Here is a 21,812-nt window from a genome sequence, read left to right as displayed (position 1 = left end):
TTATATATTTTTAACTAATAATACAGAACTTACCAAAAATGATAAAATTGTTACTGCAGTAGAAAAAGTTTGTAAACCTGTTGTTCCTGTTCCCCACGATTTTTGTCTTAAAGGAGCTACATAAATAATATCATTTGGTTGTACGTAAAAATTTTCAGATTCAAAAACTTCAATTTTAGTAAAATCTAATTGGTATTTTTTAACGCCATCTAAAGATTTTCTAATCACTGTAACTTCTTGCTTATTTCCCAATTCAGAAATTTCTCCTGCATTGGCAATAGCATCAATAATGGTTACTTGATTTTGCATTAAATTAATAGTTCCAGGTGAACCAACTTCACCAGTAACCACAAATCTAATTCCAGCTAACTTAACAGTTACAAAAACTAGTTCGGGATTTTTTAAAAACTTACCCAATTCAACTTCAATTTTTTCTCTTACCTCCTTTTCCGTATAACCCAACACATTTAAATCTCCAATATATGGAATTCTAATATTTCCGTGTCTATCAATTGTATACCCACTAAAGTACAAACCTCCGCTACTTGAAGAAACTCCACTTCCATTGCTTCCACCACTTTTAAATAACGAGACTATTTCAGGGTTTTCAGCTTTAATATCAATATATAAAATGTCATTTACTTGCAAACGATAAGGCTCATTATTCAATTTATAAATATCCGATTTACTAACAGGCTCTCCTTGAAAATAGGTCATTTGTTTTGTAGAAACACAAGATGAACAAATTGCAATAAAAATAAGGTATAAAAATATTTTTCTCATAAAATTAAATGTGGGTAAGGCAAATATAATTTTAAATCGCTTATTAAAATAATTTTTCTATTATTTTCGCATTAAAATAAGCATTCATGTGGTTTAAAATTTCTACATATATTTCGTTTTTATTAAAATCTACAAATCAGCATGGAGTTCATTCGCCGTTTGTTTATAATTTAGTAACAAAATGTTTTTATAGTAAAACTAACCGCGCTAAAATATTATTGTTTAAAAAAATTAAAAAGCACTTAAAGAATAATACTTCTGAAATTGAAATATCCGACTTTGGAAAAGGTTCTAGAGTTTTTAAAAGCAATACACGTAAAATATCTGACATTGCAAAAATTGCAGGAATAACAACTAAAAAAGCCTTTTTATTAATACGTTTAGTTGAATATTTTAACCCAAAAAATGTACTTGAAATTGGCTCTTCTGTTGGTTTAGGAAGTTGTGCTTTACATATTGGAAATGCTAATTCCAACATATACACCCTTGAAGGATGTAAAAATACAGCTGAAATTGCAGAAAAAACTTTTAATCAATTTCAATTAAAAAACATTCAATTAATAGTTGGCAATTTTCAAAACACGTTACCAGAAATTATTGAAAAAACAAATTTTAATTTTATTTATTTTGATGGAAATCACCAAAAAGAAGCCACTTTAAATTATTTTAACAGGTGCTTACAAGCAGCAGACACAAATGCTATTTTTATTTTTGATGATATTTATTGGAACAAAGAAATGCATGAAACTTGGGAAATAATTAAGCAGCATCCAAAAGTAACTGTTACAATAAATACGTACTTTTGGGGAATTGTTTTTTTTAGAAATGAACAGTTAAAACAACATTTTACAATACGTGTTTAAAAAACACACCCAAAGTATTGTACCTAATTATTTAAAATTAATTTATGAAAATTTATACTAAAACTGGAGATAAAGGAGAAACATCATTATTTGGTGGAACAAGAGTGCCAAAATACAACTTGCGCATTGAAGCCTACGGAACAATTGATGAATTAAACTCCTACTTAGGATTAATAAGAGACCAAAAAATTGACCAACATTCCACAGAAATATTAATTTCAATTCAAAACAAACTTTTTACATTAGGTGCTATGTTGGCTACTCCACCTGAAAAAGCTATTTTAAAAAGCGGAAAGGAACGTTTAAATATTAACAAAGTAAATTCCGAAGCTGTTCTACTTTTGGAAAATGAAATTGACACTATGAATGAAACCTTACCAGCAATGACTCACTTTGTTCTACCTGGCGGCCACACAACCGTGTCATTTTGTCACATTGCAAGATGTATTTGTCGTAAAGCTGAAAGAATTACGACACAATTAAGTGTTGAAAGTGAGATTGATGAACAAATACTCATTTATTTAAACCGACTTTCTGACTACTTATTTGTACTGGCACGAAAGTTGACTTACGACAATAATGCTCAGGAAATTCAATGGATTCCGGAGAAAATAAAATAAGTTCTTTTTAATAGTGAAAAAAAAGCAAAAAATACTTGGTTTTTTAAGTAAAAAAATTATTTTTGCAAAAATTTAATACACACAAAATTATGTATTGGACATTAGAATTAGCATCTTATTTATCAGATGCGCCTTGGCCAGCAACAAAAGATGAGTTAATAGATTATGCAATTAGAACGGGTGCTCCTTTAGAAGTTGTTGAAAATCTTCAAGAAATTGAAGATGACGATGAAAATTTTGAATCAATTCTCGAAATTTGGCCTGATTATCCTTCCGATGAGGATTATCTTTGGAATGAGGATGAATACTAAAAATATTAAAAAACTAAAAAGTCTCTATTGAGGCTTTTTTTTATTTTTTAACTTATTATTTTAATTTGAAATTAAAATATAACCTTAAATTATTTTAACTTCGCTTTGTAATATTAAACACTATTAAACCCTTTTAAACAAGATTGGTATAATAAAAAAATTTAACCTAAAAATGAGTATATTAAATTCAGTTCTAAAAATATTTGTTGGAGATAAAAAAAAGAGTGATCTAAAACTACTACAACCAATTATTGCTAATGTAAGAGCTTTTGAAAATGAAATTTCAAAGCTTACTAATGATGAGTTAAGAGCAAAAACTAATTATTTCAAACAAAAAATAAATGAAGGAACGCAAGAATTTACTTCAAAAATAACTTCGCTAAATGAGGAAGCTCACGATGCAACTGTTGATAGAAAAGAAGAAATCTACACCGAAATTGACGAATTAGAAGATTTACGCTACGAAGCTTCTGAAAAAATTTTAAAAGAAATAATGCCCGAAGCATTTGCAGTTGTAAAAGAAACGGCAAAACGTTTTGTTGAAAATGAAAAAATTATTGTAACTGCAACTCCATTTGACAGAGAACTTTCTGCAACAAGAGACAATGTTAGTTTAGATAATGATAAAGCTATTTGGGCAAACACTTGGGATGCGCAAGGAAAAGAAGTTACTTGGGACATGGTACATTATGATGTACAATTAATTGGAGGTGCTGTTTTACATCAAGGTAAAATTGCTGAAATGATGACTGGTGAAGGAAAAACCTTGGTTTCAACATTGCCTGTATATTTAAATGCCTTAACGGGAAGAGGAGTTCACGTTGTAACAGTAAACGATTATTTAGCAAAACGTGATGCTGCTTGGATGGGTCCAATGTTTGAGTTTCATGGTTTAAGTGTTGATTGTGTTGATCATCACCAACCAAATTCCGATGAACGCAGAAAAGCCTATAATTCTGATATTACATATGGGACAAATAACGAATTTGGTTTCGATTATTTGCGTGATAATATGGCACATTCGCCAAACGATTTAGTTCAACGCCCACACAATTACGCCATTGTAGATGAGGTGGATTCAGTTTTAGTTGATGATGCGCGTACACCATTAATCATCTCAGGTGCAACAGCAAATGCAGATCGCCACGAGTTTAACGAACTAAAACCTAGTGTAGACAGAATTGTATCTACACAACGTAATTACTTAACAGGAGTTTTAGCTGAAGCAAAAAAATTAATAGCTGATGGAAACACAAAAGACGGTGCTTTTTTATTGTACCGTGTTTTTAGAGGTTTACCAAAAAGCAAAGCATTAATAAAATATTTAAGTCAAGAAGGTATTAAACAACTTGTACAGAAAACGGAAAACTTCTACATGCAAGATAACAACCGTGAAATGCCTAAAATTGATGAAGAATTGTATTTTGTGATTGATGAAAAACACAATTCTATTGAATTAACAGATAAAGGTATCACATTTTTATCTGGAGATGATGGTGATGAAAACTTCTTTATTTTACCAGATTTAAGTACCGAAATTGGAAGGATTGAAAAAGAAGAAACTTCCGAGGAAGAAAAAATAGCACTAAAAGAAACCCTTTATAGAGATTTCAGCATAAAAAGCGAGCGTATTCATACAATGAATCAACTATTAAAAGCATATACTTTATTTGAAAAAGATATTGAATATGTTATTATGGAAGATAAAATTAAAATTGTTGATGAGCAAACTGGTCGTATTATGGAAGGCCGTAGATATTCAGATGGTTTACATCAAGCTATTGAAGCTAAAGAAAATGTAAAAATTGAAGCCGCTACCCAAACATACGCAACAGTAACACTTCAAAATTACTTTAGAATGTACCGCAAACTTTCAGGTATGACAGGTACTGCAATTACTGAAGCTGGTGAATTTTGGGATATTTACAAATTGGACGTTGTAGAAATTCCAACAAATGTTCCTTTACAACGTTTTGATAGAGAAGATTTAGTGTTTAAAACCAAACGTGAAAAATACAATGCTGTTATTGATGAAATAGTAAACTTGGTAAATCAAGGCCGTCCGGTTTTAGTAGGTACAACATCAGTTGAAATTTCTGAATTGTTAGGTAGAATGCTTGCCATCAGAAAAATAAATCACAATGTATTAAACGCAAAATTACATAAAAAAGAAGCCGATATTGTTGCACAAGCTGGTAATGCAGGAGTGGTAACAATTGCAACCAACATGGCTGGTCGTGGTACAGACATTAAACTATCTGATTCTGTTAAAAAAGCTGGAGGTTTAGCCATTATTGGTACTGAACGCCATGACTCTCGTCGAGTTGACCGTCAGTTACGTGGTAGAGCTGGTCGTCAAGGAGATCCAGGTTCATCGCAATTTTATGTTTCTTTGGAAGACAACTTAATGCGCTTATTTGGTTCGGAAAGAATTGCAAAAATGATGGATAGAATGGGATTAGAAGATGGTGAAGTAATTCAACATTCTATGATTACAAAGTCAATTGAACGTGCACAGCGCAAAGTAGAAGAAAACAATTTTGGTGTACGTAAACGTTTGTTAGAATATGATGATGTTATGAACTCTCAACGAGAAGTAGTTTACAAACGTCGTCGTCACGCATTATATGGCGATAGATTACAAGTAGATATTGTAAATATGGTGTATGATACCTGTAGCTCTTTAATTCTTGAGAATAAAGGAACTAATGATTTTCAAAATTTTGAATTTGAATTAATTCGTTTTTCTTCAACAAGCGCTCCTTTTACAGAAGAAGAATTTAAAACCTTACCTGCACAGGATTTAACCGATAAATTATTTGATAAGGTTTACAAACATTATAAAGAAAAATTATCTAGAAATGCACAAGCTGCATACCCAGTAATTAAAGAAGTATATGAAAAACAAGGTGACAGATTTGAAAGAATAGTTGTTCCTTTTACTGATGGTTCTAAAGAATTAAAAGTTGTTACAAACTTAAAAGAAGCTTATGAAACTGAAGGAAAAGGTTTAGTTACAGATTTTGAAAAAAACATTACATTGGCTATTATTGATGATACTTGGAAAGATCATTTGCGTCAAATGGATGAATTAAAGCAGTCTGTTCAAAATGCAACTTACGAGCAAAAAGATCCATTATTAATTTACAAATTTGAATCATTTGAATTGTTTAATTCAATGTTAGATACAGTAAATAAAGAAGTATTATCATTCTTATTTAAAGGTAGTTTACCTTCTCAAGATTCCAATCAAGTTTATCAGGCAAGAGAACATAAACGTGAAAAAGTTAAATTAAGTAAGGAAGAGTACCAAAGTCCAACGGAGGCTACACAAACCAATCAAACCCAACAACCACAAGCTGTTGAAACTATTGTGCGTACAGAGCGCAAAATTGGTAGAAATGAACAAGTTACTATTAAAAATGTAATGACTGGTGAAAATAAATCCGTTAAATATAAACAAGCAATTCCTTTAATTCAGAAAGGAGATTGGGTTGTTGTTGAAGAATAACTAATTTTATCAAATAATAAAAAAGCCTTCATTTTAAAATGAAGGCTTTTTTATACATTAAATTTCCAATTTTTTATCGTATGGAATGCTTTTCAAAATATGATTTATGGCAGCAACTCTGGCAAATGTCTTTTTATTTGCTCGAATGACTTTCCAAGGTAAACCACCTAACTGCGTATTTTCAAACATTTTTGCTTTATATTGAGTGTACGTGTCCCAAAGTTTTTGAGCTTTTTCGTCTACCGGTGTCATTTTCCAATGTTTTAAAGGATCATTTTTAATATCCTCAAAACGCTTCGCTTGCTCTCTTTTAGAAATAGACATATATATTTTAACTAAACGGATACCTGATTCTGTAATCATTCTTTCAAAATCGTTTACTTGCTTCATGAATATTAAATATTCTTCATGGGTACAAAAACCATTTACTGGTTCAACAACGGCTCTATTATACCAACTTCTATCAAAAAAAACTATTTCACCCGCTTTTGGAAATTGATTTACATATCGTTGAAAATACCACTGCGTTTGCTCATCTTCTGTTGGTTTAGGTAGTGCAATAATTCTTAAATGACGTGGATTCATGCGCTCAGTTGCACGTCTAATTGCGCCACCCTTTCCAGCGGCATCTCTTCCCTCAAAAATAATTATTACACGTTCATCTTCATCAATTGCCCAAGTTTGCAATCGAATTAATTCAACCTGTAATTTTTTTAATTTTTTCTCATATTTCACATACCTAACAGCCCTTTCTAAGTTATATGGTTCTTTAGATAATAATGCTTTTAATCCTTTATTTGTATTAAGAATTTGAACATCTTCCTCTGTTAATTTAAATTCTTCCATATTAATCTATTTGTTTTGAAGAACGATAATATCTTGAAATAATATTAGGGTCTGGTAATAATGTTGTTAAAGCATCACTTTTTCCTTCATAATTAAATAAGGATAACACGTGACGAATACTTTCTAATCTGGCAGTTTTTTTGTTATTTGCTCTAACAATTATCCATGGACTATAACTTGTATGTGTTTTATTATACATAAGTTCTTTAAAATATGTATATCTATCCCAAAGTTCCTGACCTTTTCTGTCTACCGGACTGTATTTCCATCGTTTTAGAGGTGTTGAAATTCGTTCATTAAACCTTGCTAATTGTTCTCCTTTAGAAATAGAAAACCAAAATTTAATGATAACCACACCATCTTCGTACAACATATGTTCAAATTCTGGAACTTGTACCATAAAATTATCATATTGTGCTTCATCACAAAAACCCATAACAGGTTCAACAACGGCTCTATTGTACCAACTTCTATCAAAAAAAACTATTTCTCCTGAGTTTGGTAATTCTTTAATGTAGCGTCTAAAATACCATTGACCACGTTCTACTTCTGTTGGCTTTGTTAATGCAACAACGCGCATTGCCCGCGGATTTAAATGCTCAGTAAATCTTCTAATATTACCTCCTTTTCCAGCGGCATCCCTTCCTTCAAAAATAATTGCAACACGTTTTTTATGTTTTACAACCCATTTTTGAAATTTCACCAATTCTATTTGTAGCTTTTTTAGATCCTCTTCGTAAAAAATTTTATCATTTACCTTTTCTAAAGAAATATTTTTATCATTAATTATTTCAAGAAGTTCTTTATTTGTTGATACATTTTGAAAATCTTCAATAGTCAACTTTGCATTTTCCTCCATAAATATTATTCATTTTCAACAGTTATACATTCGGCTGGGTTATTTGAAATTTGCAATTTCGCATCTGAAGGAGAAATATACGGAATCCCTAAACCAAGCCCACGCAAAATAAATAATATTCCTATAATAACAACAAAAACAGGAATAGCTTTTTGTATTTTTTTGCGAACCGTTAAATTAATAAAATTTCCTAATAAAATGGCCGCAGTCATTAAAGGAATTGTTCCCAAGCCAAATAAAAACATGTACAAACCTCCATTTAAAACATTACCTGTTGAAATTGAACCTATTAATGCCATGTAAACTAACCCGCAAGGTAAAAACCCATTAAAAAATCCAATTAAAAAAATTGATTTATTTGATTTTTTAGTAAGATAAAGACCTAGCTGTTGCTTTATTTTACCAATAATTTTGTAAAGCGGCTTTGTAAAATTGTATTTATTGAATAATGAAACTGGAGTTAGTATTAAGGCTATCATTAAAACACCAACCAAAATTGATAAACGTTGTTGAAATCCGGCTAAATAGAGTCCTTTTCCAATTAAACCAAAGAGAATTCCTATAATTGAATAACTAAGTAAACGACCAATATGATATAAAAAAGTTTGAAAACTTAGTTTAAATTTAGACGATTTATCTACCGGTAATACAAATGCGATAGGACCGCACATACCAATGCAATGAAAACTACCGGCCAATCCTAAAATTAGTGCAGTCCAAAGCATTTTAAAAAATTATTTTTTCTTTGTACAAATAATCAACATTATTTACATTCCATTCAATTTTCACGTCCCATCTACCTTCAACTAATTTAGCCTTTTGAATTAAAATTTTATTTGAAGTTAATTGTATTGGAATATTAAAATCAATTTTATTGTTTGATAATCTTACAAAAGTAATTAAACCCGTAATTTTAGAAGACTTAAATTCATTAGGGAATTCAATGTTTAATCCTAAAGAATCTTTTGCTATTTTAATATTTTCTTTTAAAGCAACACCTTTGTTCTCTTTATTTATTTCCTGTTGGTAATTAAGTTCATCTTTATAATATTCTTCAGATACCAGGTGGTGATCGTATTCTGGTAAAAAAGTTACTTTATATACAAATGATAATATAAAAATCATAAATGCAACTAGCGCAATTACAATACCTGTTGGCCAACTTATTTTTAACTTCATTTAGTTTATTTTTAAAGGTCCTGTAAAATTAGTTGAAGTAGTTTCAATTAATTTATTCTTGGAATAAATTCCAATTTTTAGTTTTTCTTTTGACGAATTTAAGTCTTTTTTATTTATTTCAATAAATAGAGTACCTTCTTTTAATCCTTGTTTTTTAACATTTAATGGTCCACCAACCATTATAATTTCTCCTTCATGAGAAATTAACTTAATTTCAACATCATCAATGTCTTCAGTAGTTTTATTAATTAGCTTTACTGTATACACATTTTTAACGGTAGTTTCTGTTGATTGAAATGTTTGTCCTGGTAATCTTAAAATTGTTGCTTCAACATCATTTCTTAAAAACAACATGGTAATTAAAACGCCAACTAATATTGTAAGTATAACTGAATAAGCTATTAAACGAGCATTAAACTTAAATTTCTCTTTTTTCTCAATGTCATTTTCAGATGCATAACGAATTAATCCTCTTTCAAAACCAGATTTATCCATTATTTCATCACAAGCATCAATACAAGCTGTACAATTAATACATTCTAATTGTGTTCCATTTCTAATATCAATTCCTGTTGGGCACACTTGAACGCATTGTTTACAGTCTATACAATCACCATGGCCTAATTCATCTCTATTTTCATCTTTTCTTAATTTTTTTCTACCGTTATCTCCTTCTCCTCTAACAAAATCATATGCAACGTTAATAGATTTATTATCTAATAAAACACCTTGCAATCTTCCATATGGACATACAATAATACAAACCTGTTCTCTAAACCAAGCAAATACGAAATAAAAAACAGCAGTAAAGGCTAATAGTTTCAGCAATAATCCAATATGAGCAAAAGGACCTTCAGTAATGTAGGCTAAAACTTCATCTGAGCCAATAATATACGCTAAAAACACATTTGAAATAATGAATGAAATTAAAAAGAAAGCAATCCACTTTGTTACTCTTTTTCTAATTTTTTCCGCATCCCAAGCTTGCTTCTCTAGTTTTATTTGTTTGCTTCTGTCCCCTTCAATTAAATATTCTACTTTTCTAAAAACCATTTCCATAAAAATAGTTTGAGGACACATCCATCCACAAAATATTCTACCAAAAACAACGGTGAATAAAATAACAAAAACTACACTTACTAATAAGGAAATTACTAATAAATGAAAATCTTGTGGCCAAAATGGAAACCCGAAAATATGAAATTTACGTTCTATTACATTAAATAATAAAAACTGATTTCCTTTAATTTTAATAAAAGGAGCCGCCAACAAAAAAGCTAGTAAAAACCAGCTTACATAAGTTCTGTAATTATATAATTTACCTTTTGGCTTTTTTGGAAAAATAAAATTTCTTTTTCCACTTTCATCTATTGTCCCAATAGAATCTCTAAATCTTTCTTTTACTTGTTCTCCCATATTCTAATAAAAAAAGGCTTTATTTTTATTTTTATTTCACCTTCCAAATTTATAGCTAATTACTTAACTTAATAGAAACAAAAGTGACAAAAAATAAAAACAAAGCCTAAATGATAGTAACTAATAAAAACTATTTAATATTTATTTGTTTTTAACATTATTCTTCAGGCCAAGTAATATCTCCTTCAGGTGCTTTTGGTGTTGCTGGCTGAGTGCCTTGCATAGAAATAATATAACTTGCTAACTGTATTCTTTCATCTCTACTAATGGTACTTTCCCAAGCAACCATTCCTTTTCCTGGTCTACCACCTTTAGAAATTGTATTAAAAATATTTTTAACATCTCCTCCTAAAACCCATTTATTATCGGTTAAATTTGGCCCAATACTTCCTCCTAAATCGGCTAAATGACATGCAAAACAAGTTTTAGATGTAAATAATTCTTTTCCTTTTGCTAGACTTTCAGGATCGGTCAGAGCTACAATATTAGCATCATCAAATAATTGAGGATTTGCAGCTTTATAAGCTTCAACTTCAGCTTTCCCTTCAGCAACTTCAGTTGCAAATTCTTCTGCTTGGCTATATTCTTCTGAATTATAAAATACTTGAATATAATAAAAGATACTAATTGCAATTGTTATGTAAAAACCATATAACCACCAAGGTGGTAATACATTGTCTAGTTCTTTTATTCCATCATAATCATGGTCTAACATGATGTCTTCCTCTGTTCCTAAGTCGTGTGCTTTGGTCATAGATTTCATAAACCTTTTCCAAGCAGATATGTTTTCTGAATTTTTATTCATGAGTAAGTTCTTTATTATTATCGTTATCTAAAGGTAATTGACTTATTTCATCAATATTTTTTTTTGGTAATTTGTAAACAAAAAATATCATAGTAACAAATACTGTAAAAAATAGTAACAATGAAATTATTGGGTAAATCTCCACCCCATCAATTCCTTCTAAATTATGTTTTATGAATTTTAACATACAATATTATTTTAATGCTGTTTTATTTGCTTTAATATCTGTTCCTAAACGTTGTAAATATGCAATTAAAGCTACAATTTCTTTATTTTGAATATTACTTGAACCATAATTTTTAACAAATTCAGGATCTTGTCTTAAATTTTCTTCTACTTGTTTAGCTTGTGCTAACAATTCTTGTTTAGCTCCACTTATTCGTTCTGGTGTATATGGTACACCTAAAGTTACTAAACCAGACATTTTACTTTCTAAATTAGACGCGTTCATATCGTTTTTAATCAACCAAGAGTAACGTGGCATAATTGAACCTGGCGATGTTGAACGAGGATCCATCATATGATTAAAGTGCCAGTTATCATTATATTTTCCACCAACTCTATGAACATCTGGTCCGGTTCTACGAGAACCCCATAAGAATGGAAAATCGTATACATATTCACCAGCTTTAGAATATTCTCCATATCGCTCAACTTCCGAACGGAAAGGACGAATCATTTGAGAGTGACAATTATTACAACCTTCTCTTATATAAATATCTCTTCCTTCCAATTCTAATGGAGTATAAGGTTTAACACTTGTAATTGTTGGCACATTTGATTTAACCAAAATTAATGGAACTATTTCAACTAAACCACCAATTAAAATTGCAACTGTTGTTAAAATTGTAAATAAAACTGTTTTTCTTTCCAACCAAGTATGAAAACCTTCACCAGCAATTCTTTTACCACTAATTTTTTTCAATGGAGCTGCTTCTGCTAATTCATCTTCAACAGTTGATCCTGCTTTTGCCGTTTTAATAACGTTTATTGCTAATAATATAAATCCCGTTAAATATAAAGTTCCTCCAATGGCACGCATTGCATACATTGGTATAACTTGTGTAACTGTTTCAAGGAAGTTACCATAAACTAAAGTTCCATCTGGATTAAACTGTTTCCACATAAATGCTTGTGTAAAACCAGCAACATATAACGGAATGGCATAAAATAAAATTCCTAAAGTACCTAACCAAAAATGTGTGTTTGCAAGTTTACGTGAGTATAACGGCGTTTTCCATAATTTTTCTGCTAACCAGTAAACAATACCTGAAATCATAAATCCGTTCCAAGCTAAAGCTCCAATATGAACGTGCCCTACAATCCAATCTGTATAATGTCCAATTGCATTTAAATTTTTAAATGATAACATCGGTCCTTCAAAAGTTGCCATACCATAACCAGTAATTGCAACAACAAAGAATTTTAATACTGGGTTTTCACGAACTTTATCCCAAGCTCCACGCAGGGTTAATAAACCGTTGATCATACCACCCCAAGATGGAAATATTAACATAATTGAAAAAACAGTTCCTAAGTTTTGTGCCCATTCTGGTAAAGCTGTGTATAATAAATGGTGAGGGCCTGCCCAAATGTATAAGAAAATTAATGTCCAAAAGTGGATAATTGAAAGTCTATATGAATAAACTGGTCTATTTGCTACTTTAGGAACAAAATAATACATTAAACCTAATACTGGTGTGGTTAAGAAAAATGCCACCGCATTATGTCCGTACCACCACTGAACTAGCGCATCTTGCACACCAGAATAAACTGAATAGCTTTTAAATGCACTTACGGGCATTTCTAAATTATTAAATATATAAAGAACAGCAATAGTTATTAAAGTAGCTATATAAAACCATATTGCCACATAAATATGACGTTGTCTTCGTTTTAAAATTGTACCAATTAAATTAATTCCAAAAACTACCCAAATTAAAACAACTGCTATATCAATTGGCCATTCTAATTCTGCATATTCTTTTGAAGATGTTAAACCTAAAGGCAATGTTATAGCTGCAGCAACAATAATAGCTTGCCAACCCCAAAAATGAATTCTACTTAAAACATCATTAAACATTCTAGCTTTTAATAATCTTTGTGTAGAGTAATAAATTCCTAAAAAGATTCCGTTACCCACAAAAGCAAAAATAACTGCGTTGGTATGTAATGGACGTAAACGACCAAAACTTAACCACGAAATAGCATCGTCTGCTCCTGCAAATTCTAAAAGTCCTGGGAACACAAAAAGTAGCGCTACTAAAAGCCCTACTAACATTCCTACAACTCCCCAAAGAATTGTAGCCCAAAGGAACATTTTCACGATTTTATTATCATAATAAAACTGTTCTTTTTCCATACTTGTTTGATTAATTGTTAATTATTTATTATTTAGTTGATTCAGATTTACTTTCCTTGTCTTTAATTTTGTCTTTATCAGATGGTGTTACTAATTCATCATCGAATAACATACGGACAGATGGTGTATAGGTATCTTCATATTGACCAGATTTAACTGATTTAATAAAAACAATGAAGAAAAAGATGGCTACAATAATACTAACGCCTATTGTAATATATACAACTTCCATTTTTAGTTATTAGTTTACTACTGATTTTTGCTACAAAAATAATTTTTTAGATGAAACTTTATATGATAATTATCATATTTAAAAATTAATGCTACCTATATTACAAACTTTTTTGAAGCCAAATTTGTCATAATCGTAACAAAAACTACAATGCTTATTGAACTCAAAGGCATTAAAATTGCAGCTACAACCGGTGTAAGTTGACCAGTTAAAGCAAAATACATACCTATTAAATTATACAGCAATGAAATTACAAAACTTGTTTTAATAATACCCATAGTTTTACTAGATAATGTTAAAAACTTAGGTAATTTGTTGAAAAGTTTTGCATCTAATATTGCATCACAAGCTGGTGAAAATACATTTACATCTTCAGAAACAGCAATTCCAACTTCACTTTGTGCCAATGCACCTGCATCATTTAGTCCATCGCCAACCATCATTACTTTTTCACCTTTTTGTTGTAAATTTTTAATATAGTTTAATTTATCTTCAGGTTTTTGGTTGAATTGAAATTGTGTATTTTTTGGTAATAAGGATTCTAAAAATTCTTTTTCACCTTCATTATCTCCAGATAATATTACCAACTTATAATTTATGTTAAGTGTTTCAAATACTTCTTTTAAACCATCTCTATAACTATTTTGAAATATGAAGGCTCCTTTTAATTCCTTATTTATTTCAACATAAATAGAGGTTTCATTTATACTACTTAAATTAACACCTACAAAACTTGCTGATCCTAATTTAATGTCTATATCATTTATGGAAGCATTAATTCCTTTGCCTAAAACTTCTTCAAAAGTTGTCAATTTTTCTGAAAATGGTTTCTGCTTAATATACTCATACAAAGTTCTACTTAAAGGATGATTTGAAGCTCTTAAAACTGTTTTTACAGTTTTAAGTTCATTAGTTGTTAATGCTTTTCCCGTATATTTCAATTGCGTTTTATGGCTTGTAGTAATCGTTCCTGTTTTATCAAAAATAATGGTGGTGATTTTTGAAATTTTCTCTAAAGTTTCGGCGTTTTTTAAATAGAATTTTTTATAGCCAAAAATTCTCAACATATTACCAATAGCAAACGGAGCAGATAATGCCAATGCACAAGGGCACGCAATAATTAATACAGCAGTTACTACATTAAATGCCATTGATGGATTTTTAAAATACCAAAAAATACCCGCAATAAAAGCGATAGATAAAATGGCAATTGTAAAATACTTACTAATGGTATCTGTTAAATTTTTTATGGTAAAATCGGTTGGTTTATTAATCACATCATTACTCCATAATTGTGTTAAATAACTTTGAGAAATAGTGCTAATTACTTCCATTTCAATAGCACCTTGAGTTTGTTTTCCTCCTGCAAATAATTTGTCGCCGCTTTGTTTTACTGTTGGAACAGATTCTCCTGTTACAAAACTATAATTAATAGCTGCATTTCCGTTAATTAAAATGCCATCAACCGGAATTAATTCTTCATTTCTTATTAATAAACGATCTCCTTTTTTAATATCATTTACTGGAATATTTGTCTCCAATCCATCTACAATTTTTGTGACTGCAATTGGAAAATACGATTTATAATCGCGTTCAAAAGATAAAAAATTATATGTTTTTTGTTGAAAAAATTTACCTAAGAGTAAAAAGAAAATTAAACCTGCCAAACTATCAAAAAACCCAGATCCAATATCTAAAAGTATTTCAATAGAACTTCTAATAAATAACACCGAAATTCCTAAAGCAATAGGAACATCAATATTTAATATTTTATGCTTTAACCCTTTATAGGCCGAAATAAAATAGCCTTTTCCTGAATAAAAAACTACCGGAATTACCATTACAAACATGAGCCATCTAAACAAATATTTATATTTTTCCAACCAAAATTCATCAACCTCAAAATATTCAGGAAATGATAAAAGCATAATATTCCCAAAAGCAAAAGCTGCTATTGAAACCTGATAAATTAATGTTTTATCAACTTTATGTAACTTTTTAGAGTCGTCTTCTAAACTTATGTAGGGTTCGTACCCAATTGAAGTAATTAATTCTGCCAATTCTTTTAACTGACTTAAATCATTTTTAAATGTGATTCGTAATGTTTTATTTGGAAAGTTTACCATAGAGGTAATAACACCTTTATTTAATTTAGATAAGTTTTCTAAAACCCAAATACAAGAGCTACAATGAATACTAGGAATATAAAACTCAACAACTGATGTGCTTCCATCATTAAACTCTAACAGTTTTTCAATTATTTCCGTATTCTCTAAATAATTAAATTTTCCTTTTATCTCCTTAGGAATAGTCCCCGGAGCAATTTGTAAATCGTAATAACAAGTTAATTCATTTGCGTTTAAAATCTCATAAACAGTTTTACAGCCATTACAACAAAACTCCTTTTCATTAAAAATTATTGGTTTTTTACCACAATCTGCCCCACAATGGTAACATTCTTTTGAACTCATACTTATTTTTTACGCTTGCAAAACTATAAATTAGTTGAATTTTATCTATGACAAATATCATACATTGTAAGTGATATTTGTCATTTTATTTATTAAATTTGTAATCTATAATACTACATTTAAATTTAATGATATATGTCGAACTGCAGACAATGCATAATTAAACGTTTTAACGCTTTAAAGACATTAACCCAAGAAGAATTAGAAAAATTTTCTGATCATAAAACTACTTTGGTTATAAAAAAAGGAGAAAATTTACTAACCGAAGGAAATGCCATTAATGGACTTTACTGTATTAGAGATGGTAAAGGTAAAATGACAAAATTAAATACCAACGGTAAAGAGCAAATTATTAAGTTTATAAAAGGTGGTGATATTTTAGGGCATCGATCTATTTTAAGTGAAGAATTGGTTGGTTTAAACGCAATAGCTTTGGAAGATATGCATGTTTGTTTTATTCCTAAAGGAGATATTTTAGAAACCATTAAAGAAAATGCTAATTTTTCATTGGATTTAATGCGAAATATTTCACAACAGTTAAATGATGCAAATACAGCTATTTCTCAAATGGCCCAAAAACCAGTAAGAGATAGATTGGCTGAAACCTTAATTTATTTAGAAGAAATTTTTGGACTTGATAATGAAGCTTGTATTGATGTTATTTTAACAAGAGAAGAGATTGCAAACACTATTGGAACAGCTACAGAATCTGCCATTAGGTTACTTTCTAACTTAAAAAAAGATGGTGTTATAGATTTAATTGGAAAGAAAATTAAAATAATTAATAAAAGTTCATTAAAAAATATTTCTGAAGGATATTAAACTGATATTCTTTTAATAAAAAAGCCTGTGAAGATATCTTCACAGGTTTTCATTAATTTTTTTAATAATCGTCAACCTATTTTAGGACGACTCAAAACTAAAATATTACATCATTGAAGCTGCAATTCTTTTGTAAATACCTTTTTCAAGTTTTTCTCTAATTGCAGAAAAAGACTCAATAGTTTCTTTAACATCTGCTAAAGTATGTGCAGCTGTAGGAATTAATCTTAAAATAATTAAACCTTTAGGAATTACAGGATATACCACAATAGAGCAAAATATTGCATAATTTTCACGTAAATCATTTACCATTGCCATTGCTTCAGGAATATCACCTTCTAAAAATACTGGAGTTACACACGTATTTGTTTTTCCAATATTAAACCCGTTTTCTTTTAATCCATTTTGAAGTGCATTTACATTTTCCCACAACTTTTCTTTTAATTCTGGCATTGTACGCAACATATCTAAGCGTTTTAATGCTCCTTTCACCATTGCCATAGGTAATGATTTTGCAAACATTTGTGAACGCATATTGTATTGTAAATACTGAATAATATCTTTATCAGCTGCAAAAAATGCGCCAATACCTGCCATAGATTTTGCAAAAGTTGCGAAATACACATCAATTCCATCTTGCACACCTTGCTCATAACCTGCTCCTCTTCCACCTTCACCTAAAGTTCCAAAACCGTGAGCATCATCTACTAAAAATCTAAAATTGTACTTACTTTTTAAAGCTACTATTTCTTTTAATTTACCTTGTTCACCACGCATTCCAAAAACACCTTCAGAAATCACCAAAATCCCTCCTCCTGTTTCTTCTGCAATTTTTGTAGCACGTTGTAAGTTCTTCTCTAAACTTTCAATATCGTTATGTTGGTAAGTAAATCTTTTACCATGATGCAATCTAACACCATCAATAATGCAAGCATGAGAATCAATATCATATACAATAACATCATGTTTTGTTACCAATGCATCAATAGCAGAAACCATTCCTTGGTAACCAAAATTTACTAAATATGCAGCTTCTTTACCTACAAATTCAGCACATTCTTTTTCTAATTGCTCATGATATACTGTATGGCCAGACATCATTCTAGCACCCATTGGGTATGCCATACCATATTCAGCAGCAGCTTCAGCATCCGCTTTTCTAACTTCAGGGTGATTTGCTAAACCTAAGTAATCGTTAATACTCCAGGTAACAACATTTTTACCGTTGAATTTCATTCTATTAGAAATTTCACCTTCAAGTTTAGGAAATACATAATAACCTTCAGCTTGTTTTGCCCATTTTCCTAATGGACCTTTATCTTTTACGATTCTTTCAAATAAATCTTTCATTGTATATTATTTATGTCTAAAATGTAATTAAACATCTTGCATTTTTACAAGTGCAAAGTACGTTATTTTTTTTGTGGTTTTCAAATGTAAATTTTATAAAAAAAGAGGTTAGAAAAAATATCCTAACCTCTTTTAATATTTTACAATATATTTTTTATTTTATAAACTCAACTTCTTGGTGTGCATGTGTTTTTGAATCAAAAAATCCTTGCTCTTTCATCCAATCATCACTATAAATTTTTTCCATATAACGAGATCCGTGATCAGGTAATATTAAAACAACCTTTGAATTTTCATCAAAATACCCCTTTGCACCATATTGAAGAGCAGCTTGTACAATTGCACCACTTGTATAACCTGTAAATAAACCTTCAGTTATTGCCAATTCTCTAGCTCTATGAGCTGCATCTTCATCAGATACTTTTTCAAAAACATCAATAACATCAAAATCTGTAGCTGTAGGAATTAAGTTTTTACCTAACCCTTCTATTCTATATGGGTAAATTTCATTTTTATCAAATTCACCAGTTTCGTGAAATTTCTTTAAAATTGATCCATAAGCGTCAACACCTAAAACTTTAATTGCTGGATTTTGCTCTTTTAAATATCTCGCTACTCCAGAAATTGTTCCTCCTGTTCCACTAGCGGCAATTAAATGAGTAATTTCTCCATTTGTTTGCTCCCAAATTTCAGGACCTGTAGAATTATAATGCGCATCGGCATTTAATTGATTGAAATATTGATTGATATAAACCGAGTTTGCTGTTTCTTCGTGTAATCTTTTTGCTACTTGGTAATAAGAACGAGGATCGTCTGCACTTACATGTGCTGGACAAACGTATACTTTTGCTCCCATTGCCTTCAGCATATTAATTTTTCCTTCGGAAGCTTTTGAGCTTACGGCTAAGATACATTTATAACCTTTAATAATACTAACTAAAGCAATACTAAAACCCGTATTACCAGATGTTGTTTCAATAATAGTACTTCCCTTTTTTAGTAAACCTTGTCTTTCACCTTCCTCTATAATATGTAAAGCTATTCTATCTTTCATAGAATGTCCTGGATTAAATCCTTCGTACTTAGCGTAAAAATTTCCAGAGAGATTATTGGTGATTTTGTTTAATCTAATTAAAGGAGTATTACCTATAAGGTCTAAAATATTCTTACTTATACCTTTATTTTTTGTCATTTTTAATAGTTTAATTCAGATATAATATTTTTCAAAAATGAAATTAGAATAATAATCTATAACGTGCAAATTTAATAATTTTTTTTAAATTATCGTTTGCCCCTCCAAATCAATAATAAAAGAATAATCTCTTGCTACTTCTTTTAAAGAGTCAAAACGGCCAGAAGCCCCACTATGCCCCGCCTCCATATTAGTATGCATTACTAAAATATTTTTATCTGTTTTCAATTCTCGTAACTTTGCAACCCATTTTGCAGGCTCAAAGTATTGTACTTGGGAATCATGGAGTCCTGTTGTAACCAGCATATTTGGATAATTTTTTCTGGAAACATTATCGTAAGGAGAGTAGGATTTCATGTAATCATAATAAACTGGTTCATTAGGATTGCCCCATTCGTCATATTCTCCAGTTGTTAAAGGAATACTATCATCTAGCATTGTAGTAACAACATCAACAAAAGGAACAGCGGCTATAATTCCGTTAAAAAGTTCTGGTTTTAAATTAATTATAGCTCCCATTAATAATCCACCAGCGGAACCTCCGTAGGCGTATAAATGTTTTGCTGATGTAATTTTATTATCTTCTAAAAACTGAGCACAATCTATAAAATCTGTAAATGTGTTCATTTTCTTCAATAATTTTCCGTCTTCGTACCAATTTCTACCTAAATACTCACTTCCTCTCACATGGGCTATGGCAAATATAAAACCTCTATCTAATAAACTTAAACGGGTGGAACTAAATCCTGCATCTATTGTATGGCCGTAAGATCCATAACCATATAATAATAATGGTGTATTTTCTGAAAACTTAGTATTTACATGGTGAACTAATGAAATGGCTACTTTTGTACCGTCTTGTGCAGTTGCCCAAAGACGCTCACTTTTATAGTTTTTTTTATCAAATTTACCACCTAAAACTTCGTGCTCTTTAATAATTTCTTTTGTTTTAGAAACTACATTAAAATCGATTACTGAGCTTGGCGTTGTCATGGAATTATAACCATATCTAATAACATCGGTATCAAATTCTGGATTGTAATATACTCCGGCTGAATAGGTTTCTTCTTCAAAAGGTAAATAAAAATCTTCTGAAGCATCCCATTTTATAATTCTTATTTTACTCAATCCATTTTCACGCTCTTCAACAACCAAGAAGTTTTTAAAAATTGAAATATCTTCTAATAAAACATCTTTTCTTGGCGAAATTACTTCTACCCAATTTTCTTTTTCAGTGTTACTTTCAGATGTTTTCATCAATTTAAAATTGGTGGCGCCATCTTTATTTGTAAGTATGTAAAAATCAGACTCGTAATGCGCAATACTATATTCTAAATCGCGTTCTCTTGGTTGAATTATTTTAAACGTTCCATTTGGATTGTTGGCGTCTAAAACACGATATTCTGTTGAAACTGTATTATAAGATCCAATTACTATATATTTTTCAGATTTTGTTTTGTAAACAAAGGTGTTAAAAGTTTCATCTTCTTCAAAAAACACTTCAACATCTTCAGAAACATCGGTTCCTAAAACGTGTTTAAATATTTTTTCACTTCGCAATGTTTTTGGATTGTTTTTGGTGTAAAAAACAGTTTTATTATCATTTGCCCAAGTTCCACCACCTGTGGTGTTTTTTATTTTTTCAGAAAATAATTTTCCCGTTTCTAAATTTTTAAACTGCAATTTATATTCTCTATTTCCTTTAGTATCTATTGCAAATGAAACTAGTTTATTATCTGGACTTACAGACATTCCTGATAATTTATAGTAGGAATGCTTTTTCGCCATTTTATTTACATCAAACAAAATTTCTTCGGCAGCTTCTAACGTCTCCTTTTTACGTGTATAAATAGGATATTGCTTTCCAAATTGATATTTGGTAATATAATGGTAGTTATTTTTTTTATATGGAACCGACTCATCTTCTTCCTTTATTCTCGATTTCATTTCTTCAAATAAAGCTGACTGAAATTCAGTTGTATGTGCTGTTATTTTACTATAATAATCATTTTCTTCATTTAAATAATCTATAACCTTTGGGTTCTCTTTATCATTTAACCAATAGTAATTATCAATTCTAACATCGCCATGAATTTCTAACTTCTTTTCAACTTTTGTAGCCTTTGGTGCTTTTATTATTTTTTCCAATATCATTAATTTATTTTCAATAGTTCGCAAAAATACTATATT

Annotated in this window: 19 protein-coding genes; 5 read left to right on the top strand and 14 right to left on the bottom strand. The window is 30.0% G+C overall.

The window, feature by feature from the left end; all coding sequences use genetic code 11:
• On the bottom strand, positions 1-783 hold the full coding sequence (locus JEY78_RS08280; RefSeq protein ID WP_291849418.1) for a polysaccharide biosynthesis/export family protein: 783 nt from the start codon (positions 781-783) through the stop codon (positions 1-3).
• Positions 784-869: 86 nt separating this feature from the next.
• Here JEY78_RS08280 and JEY78_RS08275 point away from each other — a divergent pair, with 86 nt between their 5' ends.
• The 4 genes from JEY78_RS08275 (at position 870) to secA (ending at position 6,088) form a co-directional block, all read left to right on the top strand.
• Positions 870-1,646, top strand: a complete 777-nt coding sequence (locus tag JEY78_RS08275) for an O-methyltransferase (RefSeq protein ID WP_291849415.1) — start codon at positions 870-872, stop codon at positions 1,644-1,646.
• Between the two features lie 44 nt (positions 1,647-1,690).
• On the top strand, positions 1,691-2,266 hold the full coding sequence (locus JEY78_RS08270) for a cob(I)yrinic acid a,c-diamide adenosyltransferase (protein WP_291849412.1): 576 nt from the start codon (positions 1,691-1,693) through the stop codon (positions 2,264-2,266).
• A gap of 89 nt (positions 2,267-2,355) precedes the next feature.
• On the top strand, positions 2,356-2,577 hold the full coding sequence (locus JEY78_RS08265) for a DUF2795 domain-containing protein (RefSeq protein WP_291849409.1): 222 nt from the start codon (positions 2,356-2,358) through the stop codon (positions 2,575-2,577).
• A gap of 172 nt (positions 2,578-2,749) precedes the next feature.
• Positions 2,750-6,088 carry a preprotein translocase subunit SecA gene (gene secA / locus JEY78_RS08260; RefSeq protein WP_291849406.1) on the top strand — a complete coding sequence of 1,113 codons (3,339 nt, stop codon included), beginning with the start codon at positions 2,750-2,752 and terminating at the stop codon, positions 6,086-6,088.
• Between the two features lie 57 nt (positions 6,089-6,145).
• Here the strand turns inward: secA and ppk2 (JEY78_RS08255) are convergent, their stop codons facing one another.
• From ppk2 (JEY78_RS08255) to JEY78_RS08210, 10 genes are all read right to left on the bottom strand, one after another.
• Complete coding sequence (ppk2, locus tag JEY78_RS08255; RefSeq protein WP_291849403.1) at positions 6,146-6,934, bottom strand: polyphosphate kinase 2; 789 nt, start codon at positions 6,932-6,934, stop codon at positions 6,146-6,148.
• A 1-nt stretch (position 6,935) separates the two neighbouring features.
• Positions 6,936-7,793: a polyphosphate kinase 2 gene (gene ppk2 / locus JEY78_RS08250; RefSeq protein WP_291849400.1), complete on the bottom strand. Its 858-nt coding sequence runs from the start codon at positions 7,791-7,793 to the stop codon at positions 6,936-6,938.
• Positions 7,794-7,798: 5 nt separating this feature from the next.
• Entirely contained in the window at positions 7,799-8,518 is a 720-nt protein-coding gene (locus JEY78_RS08245) for a sulfite exporter TauE/SafE family protein (protein WP_291849397.1), read from the bottom strand.
• 1 nt (position 8,519) lies between these two features.
• Positions 8,520-8,972 (bottom strand): FixH family protein, encoded by a 453-nt coding sequence (locus JEY78_RS08240; RefSeq protein ID WP_291849394.1) that lies wholly within the window; start codon positions 8,970-8,972, stop codon positions 8,520-8,522.
• Positions 8,973-10,388 (bottom strand): cytochrome c oxidase accessory protein CcoG, encoded by a 1,416-nt coding sequence (gene ccoG / locus JEY78_RS08235; RefSeq protein WP_291849392.1) that lies wholly within the window; start codon positions 10,386-10,388, stop codon positions 8,973-8,975.
• A 157-nt stretch (positions 10,389-10,545) separates the two neighbouring features.
• On the bottom strand, positions 10,546-11,193 hold the full coding sequence (locus JEY78_RS08230; RefSeq protein ID WP_291849388.1) for a cbb3-type cytochrome c oxidase N-terminal domain-containing protein: 648 nt from the start codon (positions 11,191-11,193) through the stop codon (positions 10,546-10,548).
• The gene (locus JEY78_RS08225) at positions 11,186-11,380 is read right to left on the bottom strand and encodes a CcoQ/FixQ family Cbb3-type cytochrome c oxidase assembly chaperone (RefSeq protein WP_291849385.1); all 195 of its coding nucleotides are present in this window, start codon (positions 11,378-11,380) and stop codon (positions 11,186-11,188) included. Before JEY78_RS08225 ends, JEY78_RS08230 begins: the two co-directional genes overlap by 8 nt.
• Positions 11,381-11,386: 6 nt before the next feature.
• On the bottom strand, positions 11,387-13,555 hold the full coding sequence (gene ccoN, locus JEY78_RS08220) for a cytochrome-c oxidase, cbb3-type subunit I (RefSeq protein ID WP_291849382.1): 2,169 nt from the start codon (positions 13,553-13,555) through the stop codon (positions 11,387-11,389).
• Between the two features lie 28 nt (positions 13,556-13,583).
• Positions 13,584-13,787, bottom strand: a complete 204-nt coding sequence (gene ccoS, locus JEY78_RS08215; protein ID WP_291849379.1) for a cbb3-type cytochrome oxidase assembly protein CcoS — start codon at positions 13,785-13,787, stop codon at positions 13,584-13,586.
• Between the two features lie 95 nt (positions 13,788-13,882).
• Complete coding sequence (locus tag JEY78_RS08210) at positions 13,883-16,258, bottom strand: heavy metal translocating P-type ATPase metal-binding domain-containing protein (RefSeq protein ID WP_291849376.1); 2,376 nt, start codon at positions 16,256-16,258, stop codon at positions 13,883-13,885.
• A gap of 135 nt (positions 16,259-16,393) precedes the next feature.
• On the opposite strand from JEY78_RS08210, the gene JEY78_RS08205 reads away from it, so the two are divergent.
• Positions 16,394-17,080, top strand: coding sequence for a Crp/Fnr family transcriptional regulator (locus tag JEY78_RS08205; RefSeq protein ID WP_291849374.1), 687 nt, complete (start codon positions 16,394-16,396; stop codon positions 17,078-17,080).
• Between the two features lie 105 nt (positions 17,081-17,185).
• Here JEY78_RS08205 and JEY78_RS08200 read toward each other — a convergent pair whose 3' ends face one another.
• The 3 genes from JEY78_RS08200 to JEY78_RS08190 all read right to left on the bottom strand — a co-directional run bounded on the left by JEY78_RS08200 (position 17,186) and on the right by JEY78_RS08190 (position 21,776).
• Positions 17,186-18,430: an aminotransferase class I/II-fold pyridoxal phosphate-dependent enzyme gene (locus JEY78_RS08200; protein WP_291849371.1), complete on the bottom strand. Its 1,245-nt coding sequence runs from the start codon at positions 18,428-18,430 to the stop codon at positions 17,186-17,188.
• A 154-nt stretch (positions 18,431-18,584) separates the two neighbouring features.
• Positions 18,585-19,622: a PLP-dependent cysteine synthase family protein gene (locus JEY78_RS08195; protein WP_291849368.1), complete on the bottom strand. Its 1,038-nt coding sequence runs from the start codon at positions 19,620-19,622 to the stop codon at positions 18,585-18,587.
• An 84-nt stretch (positions 19,623-19,706) separates the two neighbouring features.
• On the bottom strand, positions 19,707-21,776 hold the full coding sequence (locus JEY78_RS08190) for a S9 family peptidase (RefSeq protein WP_291849365.1): 2,070 nt from the start codon (positions 21,774-21,776) through the stop codon (positions 19,707-19,709).
• Between the last annotated feature and the right edge of the window lie 36 nt (positions 21,777-21,812).

The organism is Lutibacter sp. (genome assembly GCF_016342705.1).
Taxonomy (GTDB): Bacteria; Bacteroidota; Bacteroidia; order Flavobacteriales; family Flavobacteriaceae; genus Lutibacter.
Note: the sequence above shows the minus strand (reverse complement) of the source record. Positions and strands in the feature narration are given on the sequence as shown.

Bases quoted from the DNA above. Each gene is read 5' to 3' on its own strand.
- JEY78_RS08280 (WP_291849418.1), bottom strand. From the start codon at position 783: ATGAGAAAAATATTTTTATACCTTATTTTTATTGCAATTTGTTCATCT.
- JEY78_RS08275 (WP_291849415.1), top strand. From the start codon at position 870: ATGTGGTTTAAAATTTCTACATATATTTCGTTTTTATTAAAATCTACA.
- JEY78_RS08270 (WP_291849412.1), top strand. From the start codon at position 1,691: ATGAAAATTTATACTAAAACTGGAGATAAAGGAGAAACATCATTATTT.
- JEY78_RS08265 (WP_291849409.1), top strand. From the start codon at position 2,356: ATGTATTGGACATTAGAATTAGCATCTTATTTATCAGATGCGCCTTGG.
- secA (WP_291849406.1), top strand. From the start codon at position 2,750: ATGAGTATATTAAATTCAGTTCTAAAAATATTTGTTGGAGATAAAAAA.
- ppk2 (WP_291849403.1), bottom strand. From the start codon at position 6,934: ATGGAAGAATTTAAATTAACAGAGGAAGATGTTCAAATTCTTAATACA.
- ppk2 (WP_291849400.1), bottom strand. From the start codon at position 7,793: ATGGAGGAAAATGCAAAGTTGACTATTGAAGATTTTCAAAATGTATCA.
- JEY78_RS08245 (WP_291849397.1), bottom strand. From the start codon at position 8,518: ATGCTTTGGACTGCACTAATTTTAGGATTGGCCGGTAGTTTTCATTGC.
- JEY78_RS08240 (WP_291849394.1), bottom strand. From the start codon at position 8,972: ATGAAGTTAAAAATAAGTTGGCCAACAGGTATTGTAATTGCGCTAGTT.
- ccoG (WP_291849392.1), bottom strand. From the start codon at position 10,388: ATGGGAGAACAAGTAAAAGAAAGATTTAGAGATTCTATTGGGACAATA.
- JEY78_RS08230 (WP_291849388.1), bottom strand. From the start codon at position 11,193: ATGAATAAAAATTCAGAAAACATATCTGCTTGGAAAAGGTTTATGAAA.
- JEY78_RS08225 (WP_291849385.1), bottom strand. From the start codon at position 11,380: ATGTTAAAATTCATAAAACATAATTTAGAAGGAATTGATGGGGTGGAG.
- ccoN (WP_291849382.1), bottom strand. From the start codon at position 13,555: ATGGAAAAAGAACAGTTTTATTATGATAATAAAATCGTGAAAATGTTC.
- ccoS (WP_291849379.1), bottom strand. From the start codon at position 13,787: ATGGAAGTTGTATATATTACAATAGGCGTTAGTATTATTGTAGCCATC.
- JEY78_RS08210 (WP_291849376.1), bottom strand. From the start codon at position 16,258: ATGAGTTCAAAAGAATGTTACCATTGTGGGGCAGATTGTGGTAAAAAA.
- JEY78_RS08205 (WP_291849374.1), top strand. From the start codon at position 16,394: ATGTCGAACTGCAGACAATGCATAATTAAACGTTTTAACGCTTTAAAG.
- JEY78_RS08200 (WP_291849371.1), bottom strand. From the start codon at position 18,430: ATGAAAGATTTATTTGAAAGAATCGTAAAAGATAAAGGTCCATTAGGA.
- JEY78_RS08195 (WP_291849368.1), bottom strand. From the start codon at position 19,622: ATGACAAAAAATAAAGGTATAAGTAAGAATATTTTAGACCTTATAGGT.
- JEY78_RS08190 (WP_291849365.1), bottom strand. From the start codon at position 21,776: ATGATATTGGAAAAAATAATAAAAGCACCAAAGGCTACAAAAGTTGAA.